At 40.8% G+C, this 22,302-nt stretch carries 15 protein-coding genes; 9 read left to right on the top strand and 6 right to left on the bottom strand.

Annotated elements, in window-relative coordinates; genetic code table 11:
* Positions 1-2 precede the first annotated feature (2 nt).
* Positions 3-470: a DinB family protein gene (locus tag ACO6S2_RS20080; protein WP_422360350.1), complete on the top strand. Its 468-nt coding sequence runs from the start codon at positions 3-5 to the stop codon at positions 468-470.
* On the opposite strand, the gene ACO6S2_RS20075 is transcribed toward ACO6S2_RS20080, so the two are convergent.
* A complete protein-coding gene (locus ACO6S2_RS20075) occupies positions 467-1,534 on the bottom strand; it encodes a PA0069 family radical SAM protein (RefSeq protein ID WP_422360349.1) in 1,068 nt (355 codons plus the stop codon). The two genes, ACO6S2_RS20080 and ACO6S2_RS20075, sit on opposite strands and share 4 nt — an antisense overlap.
* Positions 1,535-1,708: 174 nt before the next feature.
* Between ACO6S2_RS20075 and ACO6S2_RS20070 the strand changes: the two genes are divergently transcribed.
* Together ACO6S2_RS20070 and ACO6S2_RS20065 are read left to right on the top strand one after the other, a co-directional pair.
* Positions 1,709-2,062: a hypothetical protein gene (locus tag ACO6S2_RS20070; protein WP_422360348.1), complete on the top strand. Its 354-nt coding sequence runs from the start codon at positions 1,709-1,711 to the stop codon at positions 2,060-2,062.
* Between the two features lie 76 nt (positions 2,063-2,138).
* Positions 2,139-2,726, top strand: a complete 588-nt coding sequence (locus ACO6S2_RS20065; protein ID WP_422360347.1) for a hypothetical protein — start codon at positions 2,139-2,141, stop codon at positions 2,724-2,726.
* A gap of 80 nt (positions 2,727-2,806) precedes the next feature.
* On the opposite strand, the gene ACO6S2_RS20060 is transcribed toward ACO6S2_RS20065, so the two are convergent.
* From ACO6S2_RS20060 to ACO6S2_RS20050, 3 genes are all read right to left on the bottom strand, one after another.
* Positions 2,807-3,115, bottom strand: coding sequence for a P-II family nitrogen regulator (locus ACO6S2_RS20060; RefSeq protein WP_422360346.1), 309 nt, complete (start codon positions 3,113-3,115; stop codon positions 2,807-2,809).
* Between the two features lie 14 nt (positions 3,116-3,129).
* A complete protein-coding gene (locus ACO6S2_RS20055; protein WP_422360345.1) occupies positions 3,130-4,107 on the bottom strand; it encodes a sodium-dependent bicarbonate transport family permease in 978 nt (325 codons plus the stop codon).
* An 82-nt stretch (positions 4,108-4,189) separates the two neighbouring features.
* Positions 4,190-4,462 carry a hypothetical protein gene (locus ACO6S2_RS20050; RefSeq protein WP_422360344.1) on the bottom strand — a complete coding sequence of 91 codons (273 nt, stop codon included), beginning with the start codon at positions 4,460-4,462 and terminating at the stop codon, positions 4,190-4,192.
* A 157-nt stretch (positions 4,463-4,619) separates the two neighbouring features.
* Here ACO6S2_RS20050 and ACO6S2_RS20045 point away from each other — a divergent pair, with 157 nt between their 5' ends.
* Entirely contained in the window at positions 4,620-5,300 is a 681-nt protein-coding gene (locus tag ACO6S2_RS20045; RefSeq protein ID WP_422360343.1) for a Crp/Fnr family transcriptional regulator, read from the top strand.
* A gap of 117 nt (positions 5,301-5,417) precedes the next feature.
* On the top strand, positions 5,418-6,260 hold the full coding sequence (locus ACO6S2_RS20040; protein WP_422360342.1) for a 1,4-dihydroxy-2-naphthoyl-CoA synthase: 843 nt from the start codon (positions 5,418-5,420) through the stop codon (positions 6,258-6,260).
* 279 nt (positions 6,261-6,539) lie between these two features.
* Here ACO6S2_RS20040 and rmuC read toward each other — a convergent pair whose 3' ends face one another.
* Positions 6,540-7,877: a DNA recombination protein RmuC gene (gene rmuC, locus ACO6S2_RS20035; RefSeq protein ID WP_422360341.1), complete on the bottom strand. Its 1,338-nt coding sequence runs from the start codon at positions 7,875-7,877 to the stop codon at positions 6,540-6,542.
* Positions 7,878-7,933: 56 nt separating this feature from the next.
* A complete protein-coding gene (locus ACO6S2_RS20030) occupies positions 7,934-8,887 on the bottom strand; it encodes a type II CAAX prenyl endopeptidase Rce1 family protein (protein WP_422360340.1) in 954 nt (317 codons plus the stop codon).
* 147 nt (positions 8,888-9,034) lie between these two features.
* On the opposite strand from ACO6S2_RS20030, the gene ACO6S2_RS20025 reads away from it, so the two are divergent.
* The 4 genes from ACO6S2_RS20025 (at position 9,035) to ACO6S2_RS20010 (ending at position 22,129) form a co-directional block, all read left to right on the top strand.
* On the top strand, positions 9,035-11,521 hold the full coding sequence (locus ACO6S2_RS20025; protein ID WP_422360339.1) for an ATP-binding protein: 2,487 nt from the start codon (positions 9,035-9,037) through the stop codon (positions 11,519-11,521).
* 61 nt (positions 11,522-11,582) lie between these two features.
* The gene (locus ACO6S2_RS20020) at positions 11,583-13,025 is read left to right on the top strand and encodes a tetratricopeptide repeat protein (protein ID WP_422360338.1); all 1,443 of its coding nucleotides are present in this window, start codon (positions 11,583-11,585) and stop codon (positions 13,023-13,025) included.
* Positions 13,026-13,059: 34 nt separating this feature from the next.
* The gene (locus tag ACO6S2_RS20015; protein WP_422360337.1) at positions 13,060-14,637 is read left to right on the top strand and encodes a LuxR C-terminal-related transcriptional regulator; all 1,578 of its coding nucleotides are present in this window, start codon (positions 13,060-13,062) and stop codon (positions 14,635-14,637) included.
* A 304-nt stretch (positions 14,638-14,941) separates the two neighbouring features.
* Positions 14,942-22,129 carry an MBG domain-containing protein gene (locus tag ACO6S2_RS20010; RefSeq protein WP_422360336.1) on the top strand — a complete coding sequence of 2,396 codons (7,188 nt, stop codon included), beginning with the start codon at positions 14,942-14,944 and terminating at the stop codon, positions 22,127-22,129.
* The last annotated feature ends 173 nt before the right edge of the window (positions 22,130-22,302 follow it).

Genomic DNA, 22,302 nt, shown 5'->3' with positions numbered 1-22,302 from the left:
CTATGACTATCGAACAACTCACACAAAAATTTCAAGAAATCTACGACGGAAGTCCCTGGCACGGGGCATCACTGATGGCTTTGCTCTCAAGTATTCCGTCTGAGCATTTTACTAAAATCGTGACCCCGGGCAAAAAGTCCATTGCACATTTGTTGGAGCATGTGCTGGCTTGGCGCCAATTGGCTATTGAAGTGCTCAAAGGAAACCAAGAATATGATATACCGATAAATAGCGATAAGGATTGGCCGGTACCAAAACCTGTAGGAGATGCCAAAGCCCATTACTTATCCAAGCTGGCCGAGTCTCAAGAATCTTTGTTGTCCATACTAAAGACCAAAGATGATGATTGGCTCAAAGAAAAAACTCCAAACAGGAGTTATATCAATAGCTACCTGATGCAGGGTGTAGTAGAGCATGACTTGTACCATTCGGGTCAGATTGGTATTTTTAATTCTCTACTCAAAAGCTAAAACATCTCCATCTGATTGTCATCTTTGATTCTTCTGAAGAGCGTCAGGTCAAATGGGTGTTTGTCCAACCCTAGTTTGTATTTGCGTCTGGCAAGAGCGAACATTTGATGAATTTGACCGGACAATTCACCCTCTCCTCTCATTCTGGTTTTGAATCGACTGTCGTTGAGTGAACCTCCGTGCAACTCTTTGATCTGATTCAATATTTTATCTGCCCGATCAGGAAAATTCTTCTCCACCCAATCCGTAAATATCTCAGGAATGATGCCATTCAATCGGATGATCGTGTAGGCCACATCGGTGGCGCCATTGGCAGCCACTTTCTCTGCCAACTTCATAATCTGCATACTGTTGATGGATGGAATGATAGGTGCCATCATCACCATAGTAGGGATGCCGGCTTCGGATAACTTTCTGATTGCGTTTAGCCGTACACCCACAGCGCTCGTTCTGGGTTCGAGCAAACTTCTGGTTTTGTCTTTCAGCGAAGTGAGTGAGATCACCACCTTGGCCAGTTTCATTTTGGCTAATTCGCTCAGTATATCTATGTCGCGAGTGACCATGGCGTTCTTCGTAATTACACCTACAGGATGTCTATATTTCAGGCAAACTTCCAGCAAAGATCTGGTGATTTTCAGCTTTCGCTCAATGGGCTGATAGCAGTCTGTATTGCCGGATAACATGATGGGCACAGGTTTCCAGGTTTTTGTTTTGAATTTTTCTTTGAGTAGCTCAGGTGCATTTTCTTTGATTAGGATTTTAGTTTCAAAATCAGTGCCGGCACTGTAGCCCCAATACTCGTGCGAATTGCGAGCGTAGCAGTAGATGCAGCCATGTTCACAGCCTTGGTAGGGATTGAGCGAATACGAGAAGGGAATGTCGGGACTATCTACTTTGTTGACTATGGTTTTGGGGTGAACCGTAATGTATTCTGTTTTGGGCTTGCGCTCTTTTTCTCCAGCTTGATGTAAGTGTTGCAAGAAGGATAAATCCTTTTCGTAACCATGCTCTAAAAAACGATTGTCAGGGTTGATCTGTGCTCCCCTGCCTTTGATGTAATCCATGAAACCGAAACGTTTTGCTTACCCGAAAATGAGTTTACTAAATTACTAAAATATTTAGCAATTCAATTCTCAGAATTAAAATTTCACTTTTATAATTTGACACAAAAGCAATTGATTAATCACTTTGTTGACCCACCAAAATTTATCATATTGCTCAATTAAACTTTTTACTGAATGGCAGGATACAGTCTCATCACACACAAGGGAAAAGAAATATTATACGTCGATTACATGGGCATGAGCAAGGAGGAAATACTCAAGGAAATGGACGAGGCTACAGACTATGCTTTGAAGCTTAACAAACCATTACTCAGACTATCGAATATGACAGGCGTTTTCGCTGTACCGGAAGTAGTGGACAAAGCAAAGGAGAGTGGAAAAATCACGCATCACCTAACAATTAAAAGAGCCGCCGTGGGCATTACTGGCGCTAAGAAAGTTCTCTTCAATGCTTACAACCGTTTCACTGGCAACAATACTCGAGCTTTCGATACAGTGGAGGACGCCAAGGATTGGTTGGTGATTTAGATTATCTTACTTTAAATTAATAGTTCAGAAAGTAGAAAACATACAATGTGTTTGACTGAATGCTACCATCAATACTATGAAGGAAGAGAAAACAATTGAAGGTTTGATGAATAATTCGATTGAATTATTCATCAAAGAATTCCAAACTTTAATATCTGTATCCTACTTATTATTAGTCGGTATCGGAATGGTATTTAATTTTCACAAATATTCAGAGTTTGGGATCAATATTTTCCAATATGCCGATGTGTTTGATTTTCTGATTGCACCCTTTCAAGACATTTTCATCATTTTATTCTCCATTCTATCTACAATCATTCCATATGCAGCCTTAAAGCTTGACTCGTTTTTTATGAAATACAAACCAAGGACATATTCCAGGGTCAATTTTGGATTTGATAAGAAAAGTTGGTTCAATGCATATCGAATTTCTATCTATTCTTCACTTTTTATTTTTTACATCATACTCGCTGGGTCAAAGTATGGCCAATTTTTCAAAGACAGAATTGAAGATCAACCAACATTGTCAATTGTTGTAAAAGACAATACCATTGAGGAAGGCAAATTAATTGGAAAGACGAAGGATATAATCTTCTTAATGACGAATAAGAATGTGACTGCAATACCAATTAACTCTAGTGTTGTGAAAATAGAGATTGATTAAAGCTAGTAACAAATACTAAAATGAATGGTCCAATTTTTTGCACTTTTATGGTCACCCTTTGACCCAAACAGTATAGACCTTTAAATTTTATTATTTATGCCCATATGGCGAAGAATGGGGACAGTGAATAAAACACCATTTCGCTCATTGATATACACTTTTAGGTCTTCAAAAATTTCTTCCACGACATCCTCTGTGACCAGACAGATGATCAGTGTATTTCTAGTTGTAGGTAGCAGTCCTTCTGAAAGGTGTTCACCAGTTCTGATGCCTTTGCCTCTGAATATTTCCAAGGCAGTATATCCGTTTACACCAATGTCTTCGAGATGATCCACGAGTTGTTCGAGATAGGTGTTGGAGATGATTATTTCTAATTTTTGTAATTCCATAATATCCATGGTGTTTAAGCCCAAATGAGTTGAATAAGAAAGTAATAAAGAGGAATACCTAATGATATATTGAATGTAAATGTAATGCCTAAAGACATGGGCAATAATATACTCATGTTTGCCTGAGGTACCGCCATTCGCATCGCTGCTGGTACAGCTATATAAGATGCACTAGCAAGCAGTATGGTTTGAAGTAGTGCGTCTCCTGGCCCATATCCTAATATGAACGAAAGCACAATCGCAAACAAGCCAATAATTGGAGGAAAAAGTACGGCAAAGGAAACTACAAAACCACCCGCTTTTTTCAGCTCCTTGATGCGCCTGGCAGCTAAAAGTCCCATGTCCAACATATAGAGGCTCAGCATTCCAAAGAATATTTCATTAACAAACGGCTTCAATTCTTTTTCTCCAGTCTCTCCAGCGATATATCCGATCAGCAAACTGCCAATTAGCAATAGGACAGATCCATTGAAAAATGCCTCACGAAGAATATGATTGAACCCTGCTTTATTGGTTGTGGATTCTTCTGACTTCGAGTTCATTCGAATCAAGATCAATCCAGCTATAATGGCTGGTGATTCCATAAGCGCCATTCCTGCTACCATGTAACCTCCAAATGGTTCGCCCTGAGATTCGAGAAATGCAGTACCCGTGGCAAACGTGACTGCTGAAATAGACCCATACGTGGCTGCTACCGCCCCAGCATCATGCACGCTGAGTTTTCGTTTCAATATGTAGTACATCCCAAACGGGATGAGAAATGAACCCAAAACACAAACAACAATGACTAGCAATACCTGACCATTGAAACCACTATGAAATAGTTCTTCCCCTCCTTTGATACCAATATCGAATAGTAGGTAAATACTCAGGAACTTGGCTATTTGTGGAGGTATTTCTAAGTCAGATTTTACGAATACGGCGATCATCCCAAGAAAAAAGAATAGAGTAGCAGGATGAGCAAAATTTTCTAATATGCTATGCAATGACATGTTAGTCTTGTTTAAAAAGTATAGAATAGATTATGATCTGATGGAAAATCAGATGGGTGCCAACAGAGGCGGAGATATGTACCTATGCTAAATGAATTTTAAGACAGCAGTATTTTATAAATAATGATACTTGAGAAGTGTGATTAGGTCTTTTCTGCTCTTTGGTATGAACCAAAGTGAACTGTAAGGCACTTCGAAAAAAGTGTATGCTGGCCGCGAGAATATCGTCTGACCCATTGGATAAGTGATTAAATATATGGCGATCCGCCTTCCCTTCTTTAACCTCTTCAAGCTCGATTTCTAAGCTTTCTATCAGCTCCTCTTTTTCCAAAAGGAGAAGCTTGCTATCAGTCATAGATAAAACAACTAAGAGCAGGAATGAGATGGGGATTAATATGAATTTATTACGTACCACATGGCAAAGGAAGATTGTCTTTTGCTGATATAAAATAACTTTAGTTTCTATTAAATGTGATATTTGGTACATTTAAAATCTAATATGATAAAAGACTGTGAAGGTTGATATAAAGAAATTTGATTTTGAAAGTGATAAAATTCTCTCTTCGCTAGGTACCCAAGAGCAATCCTTGTTCATTGAGGAATCGAAGGAATTGATTTTCAAGAAAGGAAAGCTCCTTTTTTATGAAAGTGGAATTCCGACTGGGGTATTTCTAATCCTCAGCGGCAGAGCAAAAATTTACAAAACTGGACTGGACGGGAAGGATCAGATTTTCTATGTATATAAGGCAGGTGATTTGATGGGCTACCATGCCTTGCTGTGCGAAGAGAACTACGAAGATTCTTGCGAAGCTATCGAAGATTGTAAAATAGCTTTTGTTAGCAAACGAAATTTTCAAAAACTTTTAACACAAGTCCCAAAACTGAATCAACTCATTATTCAAAACATGAGCCATGAATTTGGGGTCTTGGTAAACACTATAACAGTTTTGGCTCAAAAGCCATTGAGAGAAAGGCTGGCGTTATGGTTGCTGATTTTGCATCAAAAATATGATCAAAGTCAAATTATACTTTCTAGAGAAGATTTGGCCAATCTGATAGGCACAGCAAGAGAGAGCCTGGGCAGGCTTTTAAAAGAATTCAAAGAAGAAGGCTGGATTGAGATTAAAGGGCGTTCGATTTATTGTCTAAATATGGTAAAGCTGCAGAAAATTTCGAGTTCGGATTATCATTGAGATACTGGAAATATTAATCTCTTCAATTTTAATCTTTGGCTAATTTCCGTAAAATCCGATCACCTGATAACCTGCCAATCCTTACATTTGCAACACTACAAATACAAACCCTGAACCATGGCAAACTTAGAGTGGAAAACTGAGAAAGAATACGAAGAAATAACCTTCAAGACGCTGAATGGCGTAGCGCGCATCGCCTTCAATCGACCGGAGTGTCGCAATGCCTTTACGCCCAAAACAGTGGACGAACTTTGGGAAGCCCTCATCATTTGTCATGAAAGTCAGGAAATCGGCGTGGTACTGATTACAGGAGAGGGGCCTTCACCGAAGGATGGCGGCTGGGCGTTTTGCTCGGGTGGAGATCAGCGAGTGAGATCTAATACAGGATACAAAGGTGCCAATGGCGTCAATCGATTCAATATACTAGACGTACAGCGACAGATCAGATTTATGAATAAGGTAGTGATCGCTGTGGTACCTGGATGGGCTGTAGGCGGAGGCCACAGTTTGCACGTGGTCTGTGACATGACCATTGCCAGCAAGGAGCATGCGATCTTTAAACAAACCGATGCCGATGTGGCCAGCTTTGATGGTGGATTTGGTTCGGCTTATTTGGCCAGACAGGTTGGTCAAAAGAGAGCGAGAGAAATCTTCTTTTTGGGAGCAGACTACTCCGCACAAGAAGCGTATGAAATGGGGATGGTAAATAAGGTGGTGCCACATGAAGAACTAGAGCAAACGGCCTACGACTGGGCGCAAGAGATTATGACCAAAAGCCCTACAGCCATCAAAATGCTGAAGTTTGGGTTTAATCTAATCGACGACGGCTTGGTAGGACAGCAGGTATATGCCGGAGAGGCCACGCGACTGGCTTACGGTACAGACGAAGCTGTAGAAGGAAGAAATGCTTTCTTGGAGAAGAGAAAGCGCGACTTCTCTAAGTTCCCGAAGTTTCCTTGATACAATTTTGAATTTAGACATAGCAGAAACTGTTGGCAGTTTAAAATAATTTGGCCTTGAATCAATTCTGTTAAGAATTTCAGCTTTAGAAAAAATGGGGTTAAATCCAGTGTTTGAGCGAAGCGAGTTTGGATTTAGTTTGGGGGAAAGCTGAAATTTAAGAATTTATTCTCAGCCTTGATTTTTTCTCTAGTTTTTCATCAAGGAAAAAGTAGAGGTCCGTCCTGCCCCTTTCAGAATAAAAGAACTATAGGGTAGAATATTGGGTAAGGATAAAACTCAATCTTCCTCCGACCTCTCCAACAACTTCTGATCCATGTTCTTGGTAGCTTTTGCACCAAGCTTTTTCATTTTCTCGGCGCGATTGATTAGGTTGCCTTTGCCTTCGTAGAGTTTCTTGGCGGCTTCTACATAGACCTTTTGCGTGAGGTCTAGCTGACGACCTATGCCTTTTACATCTTCGGTAAAGGCTACGAACTTGTCATAAAGATTGCCGCCTTCTTTGGCGATTTCTATGGCATTTCTGTTTTGGTATTCTTGTTTCCAGATGCTGGCGATGGTGCGCAAAGTGGCGATCAAAGTAGCTGGACTCACGATCACGATGTTTTTGCTGTAGGCATCATTGAATAACTCGGCGTCTTTTTGCACAGCTAGAGAAAAAGCAGGTTCGATTGGTATGAAGAGTAGGACAAAGTCTAACCCTTCCACCCCATACAAACTCTGGTAATTCTTTTCGCTCAAGCCTTTGATATGGGCACGAAGTGAAAGCAAATGAGCCTTGATTTGCTTCTCTTTTTCTTCTTTGTCATCCGTATTCGCATATCTCTCATAGGCCACCAAGGAGACCTTAGAATCTATGATAATACTTTTGCTATCCGGAAGATTCACCACCACATCCGGTTGGAATCTATTACCGTCATCATCGGTCAACGACTGCTGAACGAAGTACTCCCTTTGTTTTTCCAGACCGGATTTTTCCAGGATACTTTCCAGAATAAATTCCCCCCAGTTGCCTTGTGCTTTGGTGTCTCCTTTTAGGGCTTTGACAAGGTTTTCCGCTTCTTTGGTGATCTTCTGATTCAGTTCTTTGAAGCCGGCGATTTGCTCTTTCAGTGCAGAGTTTCGTGCGATGTTTTCTTTGTTTGTTTCTTCTACTTTTTTTTCGAAAGCAACTATTTTTTCACCGAGGGGTTTGAGCAGTTGATCTACCTGTTCTTTATTGTGCGATGTAAACTTCTTGCTGTTTTCTTCCAGGATTTCATTAGCCATGTTTTTGAATTCGGCAGAGAATTTCTCACGGATTTGATTCAATTCTTCTTTTTGAGTTTTTAGTGTCTCTTGGAGGTTACGGTAATCTGACTCCAGGCGTGTGTGCTGGTTGTTGAGTTGTACATTCATTTCACGTTCCCCTTGCAGTTTGTTCTCCATTTCCTTAGAGCGCTCATTGAGATTCTGCACTTTCTCCAATTCAGATTGCAATCTGATTTCCAGCTCTTTGGTTTTGAGCCGGTCATCCGCATTTTGTGGATTTTGAAATTTTGATTTGGCGACAAGCCATGCTGCTCCTGCACCTAAAACGAGACCAGTAAAAAGGTAAACGAAATGATAAACTTCCATGAAACAAATCTATGAAGTGTAGATAGAATTTTTGAGCTGCATGAATTTATTTTTTATTAATCTCCATAGAGCCCTTGCAGCCAAGCAAAAAACTCCATGCTCCAAGCGAGCGCTACATGCAGAATGACCCCACCCCAGATTCTTTTTGAATAGAATGCCAGTATTCCAATGAGGTACCCGCCGAAAACGGAGCTGATCGCTTCGGTGATTGGCTTCCCGTAGTGCAGAAACATGTAGGAACCTACCATGGCTAATACGGCCTGTCCACCCAACACTCTGGTGAACCCAATGACCAAAAAACCTCTGAAAAACAATTCAACATTTAGGAAGTTTGCTCCATATACTCCTTCATAAATCAGCATGGGAATCCAACCAGATAGCTCATGCTTTTCAGCAAACCGGTCTCCACCACTTGGGATGTATCGAGGGTAATAGTTTGTAAGGTCCGAAAGAAACGATGCCAGGCCAATGCCGATCACTACTGCTAGAAGCAAGATGCCATAAGGTCGAAAATCCGTCCTTTGAAGTGTTAGCCCATACCAGCTTTTAGTTTCATCTCTTTTTCTTTCGTACCAGAAATAGAAAATCAAAAGAGGAAGAAATAAAGTAAAGAAAGACTTTCCTCTCCACATGACTTTACGAACAAATCGATAGTCGATAACATCTAGGTGCTCGATCAATGAATAATGAAAATAAAGTGTGCGACTGAAGCCTAGAATTATAAAACCAAAAACAAATAACAACCAAAATTCTTTGGAACGATACCAAGCTCGATTGATTTTGAAAACTGAAAGAAGGATACAGGTTACTAGGAAGGGGAAGCCCATATAGATGGACATATAGAGCCAATGCCAAAGAGTTTTTCTATAAGAATCGACAATACGATCTTCAAAATCCAATGTGTAATTGAAGTATGTACAGAGCGTAAGAAAAAGGGCAACGCTCAGATATAGTCCCCAATGAAAATGGTCTTTCAAGAATTTATTCAGGTATTTCCAAAGCTGCTTCATTGAGATTCGTTCTTGATAATGAACTATTTAGAGTAAGCGAACGCATTCTAACCGATAAATATAATTACTATGTTAATCAATAGACAAGACTTATGGTCGTTGTCATCAGTAAGAAATTGATTAACTTTTAGGAAATTTTTTCTTATTGTGAGAAACGCAAAATACTGTTTGACTTTGTTGATGCTGGCTTGTGTCATCCAGACGTTTGGCTCTGATCAACCCGTCGTCCATCCGGAAGATTTTTTGAATGAATCTTCAGCGCTCACAACTCATCTGAGAATTTATTCCGACCCTACAGGAGAAATTACAATCAATGACATTTTAAAGTCTCAGCCACTTTTTGAACCCTTTAATGAAAGCTTGTCTAGGGATCAGGTTTATTGGGGAAAGTTGCGGTTGGTTAATAATCAGGAAGTAACAAAGCTCTATCTACTTTATGTTGGAAAAAATGACTTTATCGACTGTTACTTCGTGGAAAAAGACTCAATTGTTCAACATGAGCAGAGTGGATATATGTATCCACAAAAACTCAAATCTGTACCCAAAGGAAGTTATTACATACCCATATTGTTAAATGCGAATGCCACACAGGATTTGTATATCAGGATAGAAGAGAAAATCCATAACGATCCAGAATTTGATTTACGACTTACTAGCGGTACCAACTGGGTGTATGAAATTCTCGATAAGCACATCGTCGATTTTATTTTTCAAGGCCTTTTTTGGATAGTAATGATTTACAATTTGTTCTTGTTCGCAACAACAAAAACCAAAGCCTATCTGTACTATGCTTTTTATCTAGGGTGTATAGCCATCAATTATCTATTTCTGACTGATATACTCAGAGAATATATTTTAAGTGAGTCGCCTTGGTTCACGATTTATTTTATACCAACTACTATCCTTGCTGTTGGCGCTTATTGGGTATTTGTCAATGATTTTATAAGTGCCAAGAAGCATTTTGTGCTCTATTATAAGTGGATAAGAATAGTGTCATTTATTGATATTGGTATTTTCTTCCTGAGCGTCATTATCATCCATTTCACAAAGGAGATTTATGTAGTTACACATGGACTTAGAGTTGTCGCATTGCTCAATGCGCTGTTGATATTTGGTCTCATTTATAGGATTTATGACTCTAAATATGAAATGGTCAAATACTACATGTATGGTACTGGAGCCATGGTAGTCATGGGAGTGATTGATACCATACTCTGGGATCCCTCGACGTCTCAAGCCAACTTGATGAAGTATGGGTTACTCGCGGAGATAGCTGTTTTTTCAATTGGATTGGCCCAAAGGAAGAAAATCCGAGAAAAGGAGAGAAGAAAAGCATTGAACAAGCAAATTGATCAGTTGAGAGTCAACGAAAGCTTGGCGCAATGGCAAAAAGAAGAGTTGGAGAAAATTATTGATCATCGAACCAAAAAAATTAAGAAAAAGAACAAAAAACTCAAACGTGCAATCAAGAAAGCAGAGACAGCGGCTCGAGTAAAGTCTGACTTTCTTTCAGTCATGAGCCATGAAATTCGTACGCCAATGAATGCTGTGATTGGCACCATTCACCTGTTGCTAGATGAGAGTCCGAAAAAAACACAGCTAGAGCATTTGAAGACATTAAAGTTCTCGTCAGAAAACCTGCTGATACTTATCAATGATATATTGGACTATAGCAAGGTTGAATCTGGCAATGTGCAATTAGAGCACATTGACTTTCACTTGAGAGAATTGACCAAAGGACTAGGCAATACCTACGAAAAAAAGGCAGCAGAAAATGGAGTGAAATTCAATATTCTGATTGATCACAACATACCTTCCATGCTCAAAGGTGATCCGGCGAGACTTACACAAATATTGAACAACTTGATCAGTAATGCACTGAAGTTTACCCCTGGAGGCGAGATCAAACTCCTGATTCACTTACTAGCAAAGAGCAATGGACGAGTAAAACTTGAGTTTGCCGTAGAAGATACTGGTATTGGTATCTCAAAAGACAAACTTAAGCTGATATTTGAAAGTTTTACTCAGGCTCATGCTGATACTACTCGAAAATATGGAGGTACAGGTTTAGGGCTAGCGATTACTAAGAAGTTGATCAAGTTGTTTGATAGTCAGATTTTCGTAAAGAGCAAGGTGAATAGAGGTTCAAAATTTTACTTTTCGCTCTATATGGAAGAGGCTGCACATGCCAATGCCGCTATTGAACTCGACGATGTGATCATGAAAGAGGAAGTGAAAGGTAAGAAAGTGCTGGTAGTTGATGACAACGAAATCAACTTGATGATGGCCAAGAAATTTTTAGACAAGTGGGGTCTCGTCTGTGAGGTGGTGACTTCCGGCCAAGATGCACTCGTCAAAGTATTCGACACCGACTACGACTTGATATTGATGGATCTTCAAATGCCAGAAATGGACGGCTATGAAGTGACTGCTACTATTCGAGGTCTTGATAACATTGACTTGAAAAACATTCCAATTGTTGCTGTATCCGCGGATACTTACGACAATGTCAAAATCAAAATTGCTGAGGTAGGTATGAATGACTTTCTGTCGAAACCGTTCAACCCCATGGAACTATTGACCGTGGTACATACTTACACTAGAGGTACTCACTCTACATCTACGATACTTTAATTTTTTTTGGATAAGTTTGGTTTGTGAGAAGAGCGGTTGATCAGTTTTAGATTTATCATATATGATCTCTACTTGGAAAGGAAGGATAATTTTAATTGTCACATTCTTAAATTTTGCCGGTGTTTATCCTGTATTTGCTCAGGATGAGGCTCAGCAAGACAGCATTTCATGGCTCATAGGCCAAGCTCAAAAGAAAACGTATAGGGAGCCGGAAGCCGCTGCCGAATTAGCAAAGCAAGCTTATGCCCTTGCAAAATCTCAAAATCAATTAATAGCTCAAGGTGAAGCTCTTAGAATTATAGGGGGCACTTATTATATACGAGGAGATTACGACTTAGCGTTAGAAAATTTTTTGGAGGCTCATCAAATTTTTGATGAAGAGGAAGACAGACCAAAGTTGACAAGAATTTTGAGTAACCTAGGCCTTGTATATAAGAGTCTGGAAGACTATGAGCGGTCATTGGACTATTATCAAATGAGCCTGGCTCTTACCACACCAAACGATTCCCTGGTGCTCTCAAAAGTATATAACAATATAGGTGTGGTGCATAAGCGTCAACTAAATTTTGACAGTGCTGAATATTATTTCACTCAATCGTTGAGTCTTAAAGAAGGTTTGGGAGATACAAAGGGCGTGGCTAATACGCTGACTAACTTGGGCAATGTAGCTGCCGATCGAAATGATAACACGGGTGCCATTAGGCTCTTTAGACGTTCGTTAAATCTTGAAATAGAATTGGACTATGATGAAGGTATAGCTAAAAATGTGAACAATATTGCCAATGCCTATTTGAAACTAAATAAAGTGGATAGTGCCATTTATTATGCACTAATTGGCTATGAAATCGGGAGTAAGCTTAAAACCAAAATTCAAATAAAAGAGTCTAGTGAGATTTTATCTGTTTGCTATGCAGCTAAGAAAAATTTCAGACGAGCTTTTAGCTATCAACAGATATTTGTGCAGTACAAGGATAGCCTGAGTAATGAAGATCAGTCTAGAAAAATTGGGAGATTGGAATCGAAACTACAACTTGCCAAGCAGCAATCCGAAATCGAACAACTCAAGCTGGCCAACCAACTTCAAGCCACTAACCTCAGAGCCTCAAGAAATCAAATCATTTGGATTTCCATTTTGTGCTTTACCATTGTATTGGCTGCGGTGGCAATATATATATTTAGAGTTCGAGCCTATCGCATAGATCAAATAGCACAAAGAAGTCAGATGGAAGCTTTGCAAAAAAGATATATGGAGTTACTTCATGGGCCTTCTAAATTAGATTTGGGTATCGATCTTGAAATTTTCAATGAGCAATTAGTTACCCCACTTACTGAAAGAGAATATGAAATATTGAAATTGAGCCTGACAGGGATGACCAATAAGGAAATCGCCGACAAAATTTTTGTCTCCTTGAGCACTATAAAATTTCATTTGGGCAATGTCTATCATAAATTAGGGGTTAGCAATAAAAAAGAAGCGCTCGAATATGTGGTCAAAACCTCTTAGTCTTTTTACATTTCTCTTGTTTTTGTGCCAATGCTTGTGTGCCCAATCACCCATTGAAGAAGCTTATGAGAAAGAGGATTATAAGACTGTTATTCATCTGGCGGATTCTATCCTTCAAACACCCACTGAATTGGAAGTAGCTCTTCTGCATCAAATGAAGGCTGATGCTTGGTACTATTTAGGAGAATTGGAACCTTCGCTAGAAGGTTACTTTAAGGCTATACATGCCGGAGAGAATGCTGAAGTTCGCAACGACCTCCTGTTATTGGAATGCTATAGTCATGCTGGGTTTTGCTATCGCGAGATGGGATTGTTTCAAAAGGCTCTTCCACATTACAAGCACTCATTGTCGATTGCAAAAAGTATTAAGGATTCGGTCGAATGTGCGCAGCAGTTTTACAACTTGGGTTCGATCTATCAACATCTTGGAAATTATGAAAGAGCTACGGAGTTGCTTGACAGCGCCTACCAAATTGATCTTGCCCTAAAGGATACCGTGGCACTTGGCTTTGATTTGGCGTTTTTGAGCGAACTCAAAATGCAATTGAACGATCTCGACAATGCGCTGTATTATGCCAAAGAATCGCTGCTCTTATTGCCACCAGGCGGAGGCAATGCCAACTCTCATGCCAATAGAGTGAAGCAGGTTGGAAGTGTTTTATTAGCCATGCAAGAACTCGATAGCGCTGACTATTATTTGAGTTTGGCTGAAAACGAATACTTGGAGATCAATGACCAATGGCGACTAGCTAGTTGCTGGCTGGAGCAAGCAAAGCTGAAAATGCTGCAAGGCCAATATTCAGATGCGGTGAACTTAGCATTGAATGCCAATAGCTTTTATAGTCAAAAGAGAGAAAGCCAATTTTTGATTCATTCTAATAACATTTTGGCCCAGGCCTACGGTGAACTGCTGATGGTTGACAAGGCTTTAGAAATATTAAAAGACAATCAGAAGAAATGCGAAAACTTTGGGGATATAAAAATGCTCAGAGACAATTTCCGACTCCAGAGTGAATTGTATGTGAAAATGGACAATCAGCCAGCTGCAGATCTTCTGAATGAGCAGTTTGAATCTCTACAGGATTCCATCAACGAATTTACAAATAGAGAACAGCTCAATAGATTGGCACTTCAGATTAAGTTTGACAAACTCGAACAAGAAAACCAAATACTATCAGATCGCTATGAGGCCAATGCGATTGATTTAGTGGATAAAACAAATCGACTAAACTACCTTACCATTGGAGGTGTCTTGGTTTTCATTATTCTATGTGGCATCATCTACTTGATAAGGGTGAAGTTTAGAAAAAGAAATGAAGAGTTGCAGGGCGAGGTCGCAGAGTTGCGACATCAGATCAAACTGCTACTCGAAGGAGATACTTCTGAGCTCACGGCGGACCTAACTAAGATCAACGAATGTCTGACTACTCCACTTACAGATCGTGAATTTGAAATATTAGGGTACGCCATTGGCGACCTCAACAATTCACAGATTGCGGAGAAGATATTTGTATCTGTAAATACAGTGAAATACCACTTGAAAAACATCTATGAAAAGCTAGGTGTGTCCAATCGCAAGCAAGCTTTGGAGTATATCGTAAAGGCCAATTAATATCCTTTCTAGTAGGTCTAGTCAATATAAAATATCAATTATTTATAGAACTGACTAAAGACTTTAATAAGCTGCCATCCTGATTTTGGTGGATAAACGCTCATGGTCAAAGTTTTGTCGTATGACGACAATTCCTGTCAATCTAATTCTCTAAAACCCGATCCAAAATCACCTAATAGAGGCTGTATTCGATGTTATTGTAAAAACTACCCACCTGGGTAGGAGTAGAACTGTCCCAATGGTATAGGCTCATCACTATATGTAAAAGCGAAATTCGGGTTACAAACTTTTAAACTTTTATGCCATGAATTTAATCTCGACGAAGCAACTCGAAAAAATCAAAGTGCAGTGGTCTTATATAGATAAGGTTCTGCTCAGTATCCTAATTTTTACCATTTGTCTTGCGATGACTTTTGTCGCTAGTGCGCAGGATACCACGCCACCGACAATTTCTTCATTGTCGCCCTCTAATTATGAAACGGGAGTTGATCCTGCTGTGGGTACTTTGACAATGACGCTATCAGAAACAGTTGTCGCCAATGATGCGCTATCAGAAACTTATGACGAGATCAGATTGCGCAGACTGTCCGGTACTGTGATTCAAGAATTTGAAATTGACGAGGTAACACAAGTCGGGATTTCAGGTAACGTAATTACATTAAAAAATGTCCAGACTTTATCCTACGGAGAGACCTATTATATACAATTATGGTCTGGTGGTCCAGGTATGTTTCTAGATCTGGCAGGAAATAAATTGCAAGATTTTAATAACAATACCACTTGGCGATTTACGGTTCGTTCTTCTGATTTATACATAGTATCGACTTATCCCTCTGACAATGCCTCATTTATAGACCCTGAAGCTGATGAAGATTATACCATTACCTTCAATCAGAATGTATATCTCAACTATACCTGGTGGTTGGAAGTCAGAGATGATGCAGATGCAAATCATTTAGGGTTTTCCACAGGATCTTCTCAATACATGGAAGTATCTGGAAATACAGTCACCCTCAAAAGAAGAGATATTGATTTACCCTTCGGTGAAAATTTACATTTCTACATTCCTTCAACTGCTTTTAAGGATGGAAATAATAGAAACTTCGAAGGAATTGCCTGGGGAGATCATACCACATGGAATTTCACCACCAAGACAGAAACCACTCCACCCGGAATTAAAAAGTTAATCCCTGCTCATACCGAAGAAGGTGTCAATCGAGGCACTTCGACCTTTAGTATTCAATTCAACGAAGAGGTCACGCTAGATACTAAAGGAAGCATTGTCGAGCTGTATCTCAAAGGAAAGGGAGGCAACACACAGGTGGCCTTTACAGACTCAAGAGGCATTACCGAAAGCGAAGGCTATTATCATATCACTTTCAGTGGCTTGGAGGGATTGATCGAAGGAGGAGATTATTTCGTCGCTATCCCTGATGATCTGTTTTACGATGATCAGCACAATTTCTTCGAAGGTACAGATGATACCAATTGGAGATTTTTAGCCAACAGAAAACCTTCAAAAATTAATCTTAGTAGCAATACCGTATTAGAAAACCAACCCGCTGGTACAGTCGTAGGCACGGTGTCAGCCACAGAACTAGATTATAGAGATGATGCCACAGTTACGTTGGTAGGCGGCACACATGCCAGCTCATTTCAAATAGTGGGTACACAGCTTCGCACAACAGAAGAGCTGGATTACGAAGCAGGAGCCACCCGTAGCATCATGCTCAGAGCGACTGATAATGCTGGAGAATATATCAACTCAGCCGTCACCATCAATGTAGAAGATGTGGATGACACAGCTCCGCAAGTCATGAGTAGATACCCAGATGAGAACACGATAGTCGTTGATACAGAATTGGAGTACATAGAAGTGGTATTTGATGAAGACATTGCCTTTACAACTGATGGGTTTGATCGACAATTATTTTTATTGAGAGGATCTACTCAACAAGATTCATGGTACGATGCAGGAGAAGGAGATGGTCCTGCTAATTCTTATATAGTAGATGGTAACAAATTGCGTTTCCCCTTAGATCCTATTTATGGTGGAGGAAGCAACATAACGATGCTGTTAGAAAATTCTTATTCGTTTGATAGTTTCGAAATTACCGATTTGTTAGGCAATCAGGTTTCTATTCCATCGATCGCTTTTACTACAAGAGATCGATACACCGGCAATGATATTTTAACTTTTACGGCAGATGGTTTGTCAGATACCCAGATTGATGCTCAAAACCATACGATCACAGGTACAATGGACGCTAACACCACACTAAGTTTGACGCCTACTGTCACCTTTTCTCAAGGGGCGTCATGTCTTCCTCTCACAAACGGACAGCCCATCACATTTGAGTCAGGTGTTGCTCAGGACTTCACTGTCAGAGCAGAAAACGGTGTAGAAGTGCCGTGGCAAGTCACCCTCACCTGGCCGGCCATGGCTGGAACGTTTCTTATTGGCGCAGATGGTGATTTTGTTGATTTAGATGCTGCTTTCGCTGAAATCGAATCCCGCGGCATGTCTGGTGACGTCACCTTTGCCCTCATGAATGGTCATGCGGATTATAAACAAGGCTTCACCTACTGGAGTAGATACCCTGGGTCGGACACGTACACTACAACGATTACGATAGATGAAGGAGCCACATCGGCTTCGATAGGTAATTACTTGATTTTTATGGAAGGCGTGCAAAACATGGTGATCGATGGACAGGGTGTACTAGAGTTTGTCAATGTGGTGGCCAATAATAAAAGAATCTGGATTCGTGACAACGATGAAGGGGAGATCAGTGAGAATATTACCATTAAAAACGTAATTGGAAATTGTGGAAACGGATTCGTTAACATCTATGAAGCTAACAACATTGTTATCGAAAATAATGTGTTGAACAGTGACGGCGGCAATAGTATGATTGACCTCACTACAGGTAGCCAAAATGTAACCATTCATAATAATGAAATGAACATCATTAATGCCGGAGGCAATGATACTGGCATTAATGTAGGCATCAATTCGGGCCATGTAAGTATCATTAACAATGACATTGTAATGAAAACCAATGCGAATGGAACAAAATTGACTGGTATTCGAGCTGGTACCTATAATACTATTGATATTTATCACAACACTGTCAGCACCTCAGGAACCAATACGAACACAGGAGGAGGGGATAAAATTATTAGCTTTTATTCTTCTAGCGGCAATACGGCCAATGTCAAAAACAACATCCTACACTATACAGGTGCTTCTTTGGCGATTGGTATCGTATTTACTGGTGCAGAAAATATAGCTGACAACAATATTTCAATGCCATTCAGCAACATTCGTCAATTCTATATGACCGATTATGGCGTCAATGAGTTTGGTGATGGAGAAATAGACGATGTGGCCGGCATGTTCTCTGGCACGACAGGTTTCGATGTGGTGTTTACAGACTATGCCAACAACGATCTAAGTTTGGCCGAAGCTTCACTAGATGCCGTAGAGCTGAGAGGAAACCCAGTAGACGGAGTGGATACCGATATATTGGGCAATAATCGCAGTTCGGTTGCGCCATCCAAAGGCGCTTACGAAGTGCCCAATAGAGCCTCAGATTTTCTCACCTTCAGCATCCCTGAGCAAGTGAGCAATGCAGTCATTAATAAAGACAATCACACTGTGATAGTGGCTGTCAATGCCGGTACTTCATTGACCAATTTGGTGCCGACCTTCACCATTTCACCTGGAGCCGGCATCGATAAAGCCAGTGGTGATGAGCAAGATTTTACCAATCCGGTGTCTTACCAAATTACCGATGAGCAAGAATTTGCCCAGCAAGAATGGGTAGTAACTGTCTCAGAACAAAATTTGCCTCCTTCGGATATCGAACTTGATCCATCTGCAATCAATGAAAATGAAGATGCAGGAACTGTGGTAGGCGTCTTGAGTGGTACTGACCCTAACGGCGACGAGTTGGTTTTTTCTATTGTAGGCGGCGAAAATAGCCAGCATGGTTATCTATTTGAAATTGATGCTGAGACCAATGAACTGAAATCAAAGGCTTCTTTTGATTTTGAGCAAAATGAAGAATTGTTTATCCGCATAGAAGCAGATGATCAGGCTGGAGAAACCTATGAGGAGGCATTTGTGGTCACTGTAGTTGATGTAGATGAAGTGGCCCCTGAAATCTTTATGACCTCACCTGAGGCAGAAGTGACTGGAGTAGCCCTTACGGCTAATATGGTAATTACCTATAATGAACCGATTCAAGAGGGTACGGGTTCATATTTGCTAAAAACTATAGATGGTCAACTGGTGGAGTCCATGAATGTATCCAGCGGCAACGTGACGGTCTCTGGCTCATCAGTAACGATAAACCCTACAGAGAACCTGCTATACGACCAGTCCTACTATATACAAGCATTGGCCGGTGTCGTTGAAGATCAGCTAGGGAATCCGGCACCAGCGATCCCAGCATTGACTTGGCATTTTCATACGGAAACTATTATCACTACCCTTAGCCCAGCAGACGAAGCGGATGATGTGAGTCCTTTTGCTGATTTAGTTATCACCTTTGATGAACCAGTTGCACTTCAAACAGGTGGTGTATTCAGGATGTTTAGAAAAGCAGATGACGTGCAAGTGGGTGTAAATTGGAGTTTCGATGGAGCTACTGCTAACGCAAATACTGTGACTTATGATATCCCGGAAAACCTGGAGCCAGGCGTGGAAATATATATCAATATCATTGGAGGTATAGAAGATGCCAGTGGCAACCCGATTGACATCACAGGAAAAGATCGTTGGAATTTTACGCCAGTGATACAAGATCAAACAGTGACTTTAAATCCAATAGCTTCCAAGACTTACGGACAAGGACCATTTGTCTTTACTCCTGCTACTGCCTCTTCGGGACAGGGTATTACCTATACCAGTAGTATCGAGTCTGTGGCTACCGTGTCTAATAATATGATCACCATTCATGGCGCTGGTACCACTACTATCCGTGCTACTCAAGCCGGAAACACCTACTATAAGTCCGCATTTGCCGAGCAAATTTTTACTGTAAACAAAGCACCACAGTCTATCAGTTTCTTAGGCCCTGCTAACATGACTTATGGCGATGCCAACCATGTGCTGAATGGTAGTATTATTCCTTCCGACGATGACGTGACTTACGAAATCATTGCAGGTGATGCGGTGACTATTGATCAGGATGAATTAGAGCTGGTGATCGTTGGCACTGGTGAGGTAACGATCAGAGCTACAGGAGTAGAAACTGCTAACTATTTGGCACCTAATCCAGTAGAGAGAACCTTCACCATTTATAAGAAAACCATTACAGCCACAGCTGAGGATAAAGCAAAAGTTTACGGAAAAGATAACCCTACTTTCACTATTTCATATGAAGGATTGGTAGAGGGCGAAGGCGCAGAAGTGATAGACACTGATCCTACAGCTGCTACGTTAGCGGTTGCCAATTCCGATGTTGGGTTTTATGACATTACTTTGTCCGGAGGGGCGGATGACAACTATGCCATCCAGCTTGAAACTGGTCAGCTTGAAATCACCAAAAAGACGCTAACCGCCATGGCGGATAATAAGTCTAGAGAATACGGAGACCCAAACCCGGGCTTTTCACTTTCGTTTGATGGATTTATTGCTGGTGACAATGCCAGCGACTTATCTGGAACTTTACCTTCTAGAAGTACCGAGGCTGATGAAAGCAGTTCCGTTGGAGAATACACAATCACCGTAACAGGTGGAAGCGATGCTAATTATGATTTCCAAAATGTAAATGGTATCCTCACAGTTACTCCAGCTGAAATAGATGTATTCGTGCAATCTGCAGATAAATCGTATGGTGACGACAATCCGGATTTTGAAATGGAAATTGAGGGTCTGAAAAACGGGGAATCTAGTTCTGTTTTCACCACTCAACCAATCATTAGTACTGTTGCTGAGAAGTATAGTGATGCGGGGATTTATGATCTAGAAGCGAGTGGAGGTTTAGCAGAGAACTATACTTTTGATTATGATAATTCTACACTAACCATTCATAAAGTTGAAGTGAGTGCTGAAATTCAAGATTCAGAACGTACGTACGGGCAACCAAATGATAACTTCACAATTATTTATTCAGGATTTATACCTGGAGAAAGCGAAGATGATCTAGATAATGCACCTATGGTAACTACCGATGCAGATCAGTTTAGTGATGTAGGTACTTACGACTTGATTGTAGAAGGGCATGAAGACACCAACTACGATGTGATGTTTGCGGACGGAACGCTTACCATCAACCCTGCACAGCAAGTAGTGGTGGTGGAGGACATTACCGATAAGGTGAAAAATGCAGTTCCCTTTGATGTAGAGGCTTCAGTAAACAGTGATACTGAATTACAATATGAAGTTGATGGGCCTGCCAACAACGACGGAAAAACGATTTCACTAACTGGTGAATTAGGAACGGTGACAGTGACAGTGACGGCTCCAGCCAGCCTCAACTATCTGGCAGACTCTGAGCAGGTGACTTTCGAAGTCAATGACAAGCAAACTCAAACCATCACCTTCTCCATCAGCGACCAAAACTATGGTGGTGAAGTGGCATTGGCAGGAAGCTCAGATAGTAATTTGCCACTGAACTTTGAGGTGGTGTCAGGACCAATTACAATGTTTGATGGTACGCTGACTTTTACTGGAGTGGGCGAGGCCAGTGTAAGAGCCACGCAATCAGGAGATGAAACCTACAACGAGGCTGAGCCAGTAGTTGCCAATTTTATGATTGAGAAAGCAGGCTTGACTGTAACTGCCGATGATAAATCGATAACGTATGGAGAGGACTTCCCATCACTCACTTTTGTGTATGACGGATTTATGAATGAGGAGGATGCCTCCGTGTTGAGTGAAACGCCTATACCTAGTACTACTGCAGACGCCTCAAGCGATGCGGGTACTTATGACATTTCGCTTACGGGAGGGGCAGCTGACAATTATACGTTGACGCTGGTAGACGGAACGCTGACCATAGATAAAGCTGAGGCTACCATTGCGCTAACAGACTTGACATACGACGAGGACGGCACAGCTAAGTCTCCTACGGTGGTAACGGATCCAGTCGATCTAAATGTATCACTCACCTACGATGGAGTGAGTGAAGCCCCAAGCGCAGCAGGTACTTATGAAGTAGTTGCAATCATAGATGAAACGAACTATACTGGCTCGACTACGGCTACCTTAACAATAAATGAAGTGACTGTGACTGGCGTACAACCGACAACAGTAGAAATTTCGGTCTACCCGAACCCTACGTCGGATAAGATGTCAATTTCGGGAATTCACTCAGGATTAGCGAAACTTTCATTAGTAGATATAGAGGGACGCACCGTGCTATCTCAAGACATATCCCCTAAGGAAAAAGTAGATGTATCCAGTCTAAAATCTGGCCTCTACCTGCTCACCCTGGATCATCAAAATATTACCACAACAACAAAGGTCCTTATCCACTAATAAGCTAGGCATAAAGGTTTAGGATAAGTTAAGGGCAGCTTCGGCTGCCTTTTTTTATTTAACTAGGAGGGGTGATTTCATTGATCGATTTTTGACTGGTATTCACCGATATTTTTAAGATCATCGAGGTACGGATATTACTTTTGTTATCCAATCAGGCCATTCCAAGTTTA

The organism is Reichenbachiella sp. (genome assembly GCF_965233835.1).
Taxonomy (GTDB): Bacteria; Bacteroidota; Bacteroidia; order Cytophagales; family Cyclobacteriaceae; genus Reichenbachiella.
This window is presented reverse-complemented; position numbering and strand designations above follow the sequence as displayed.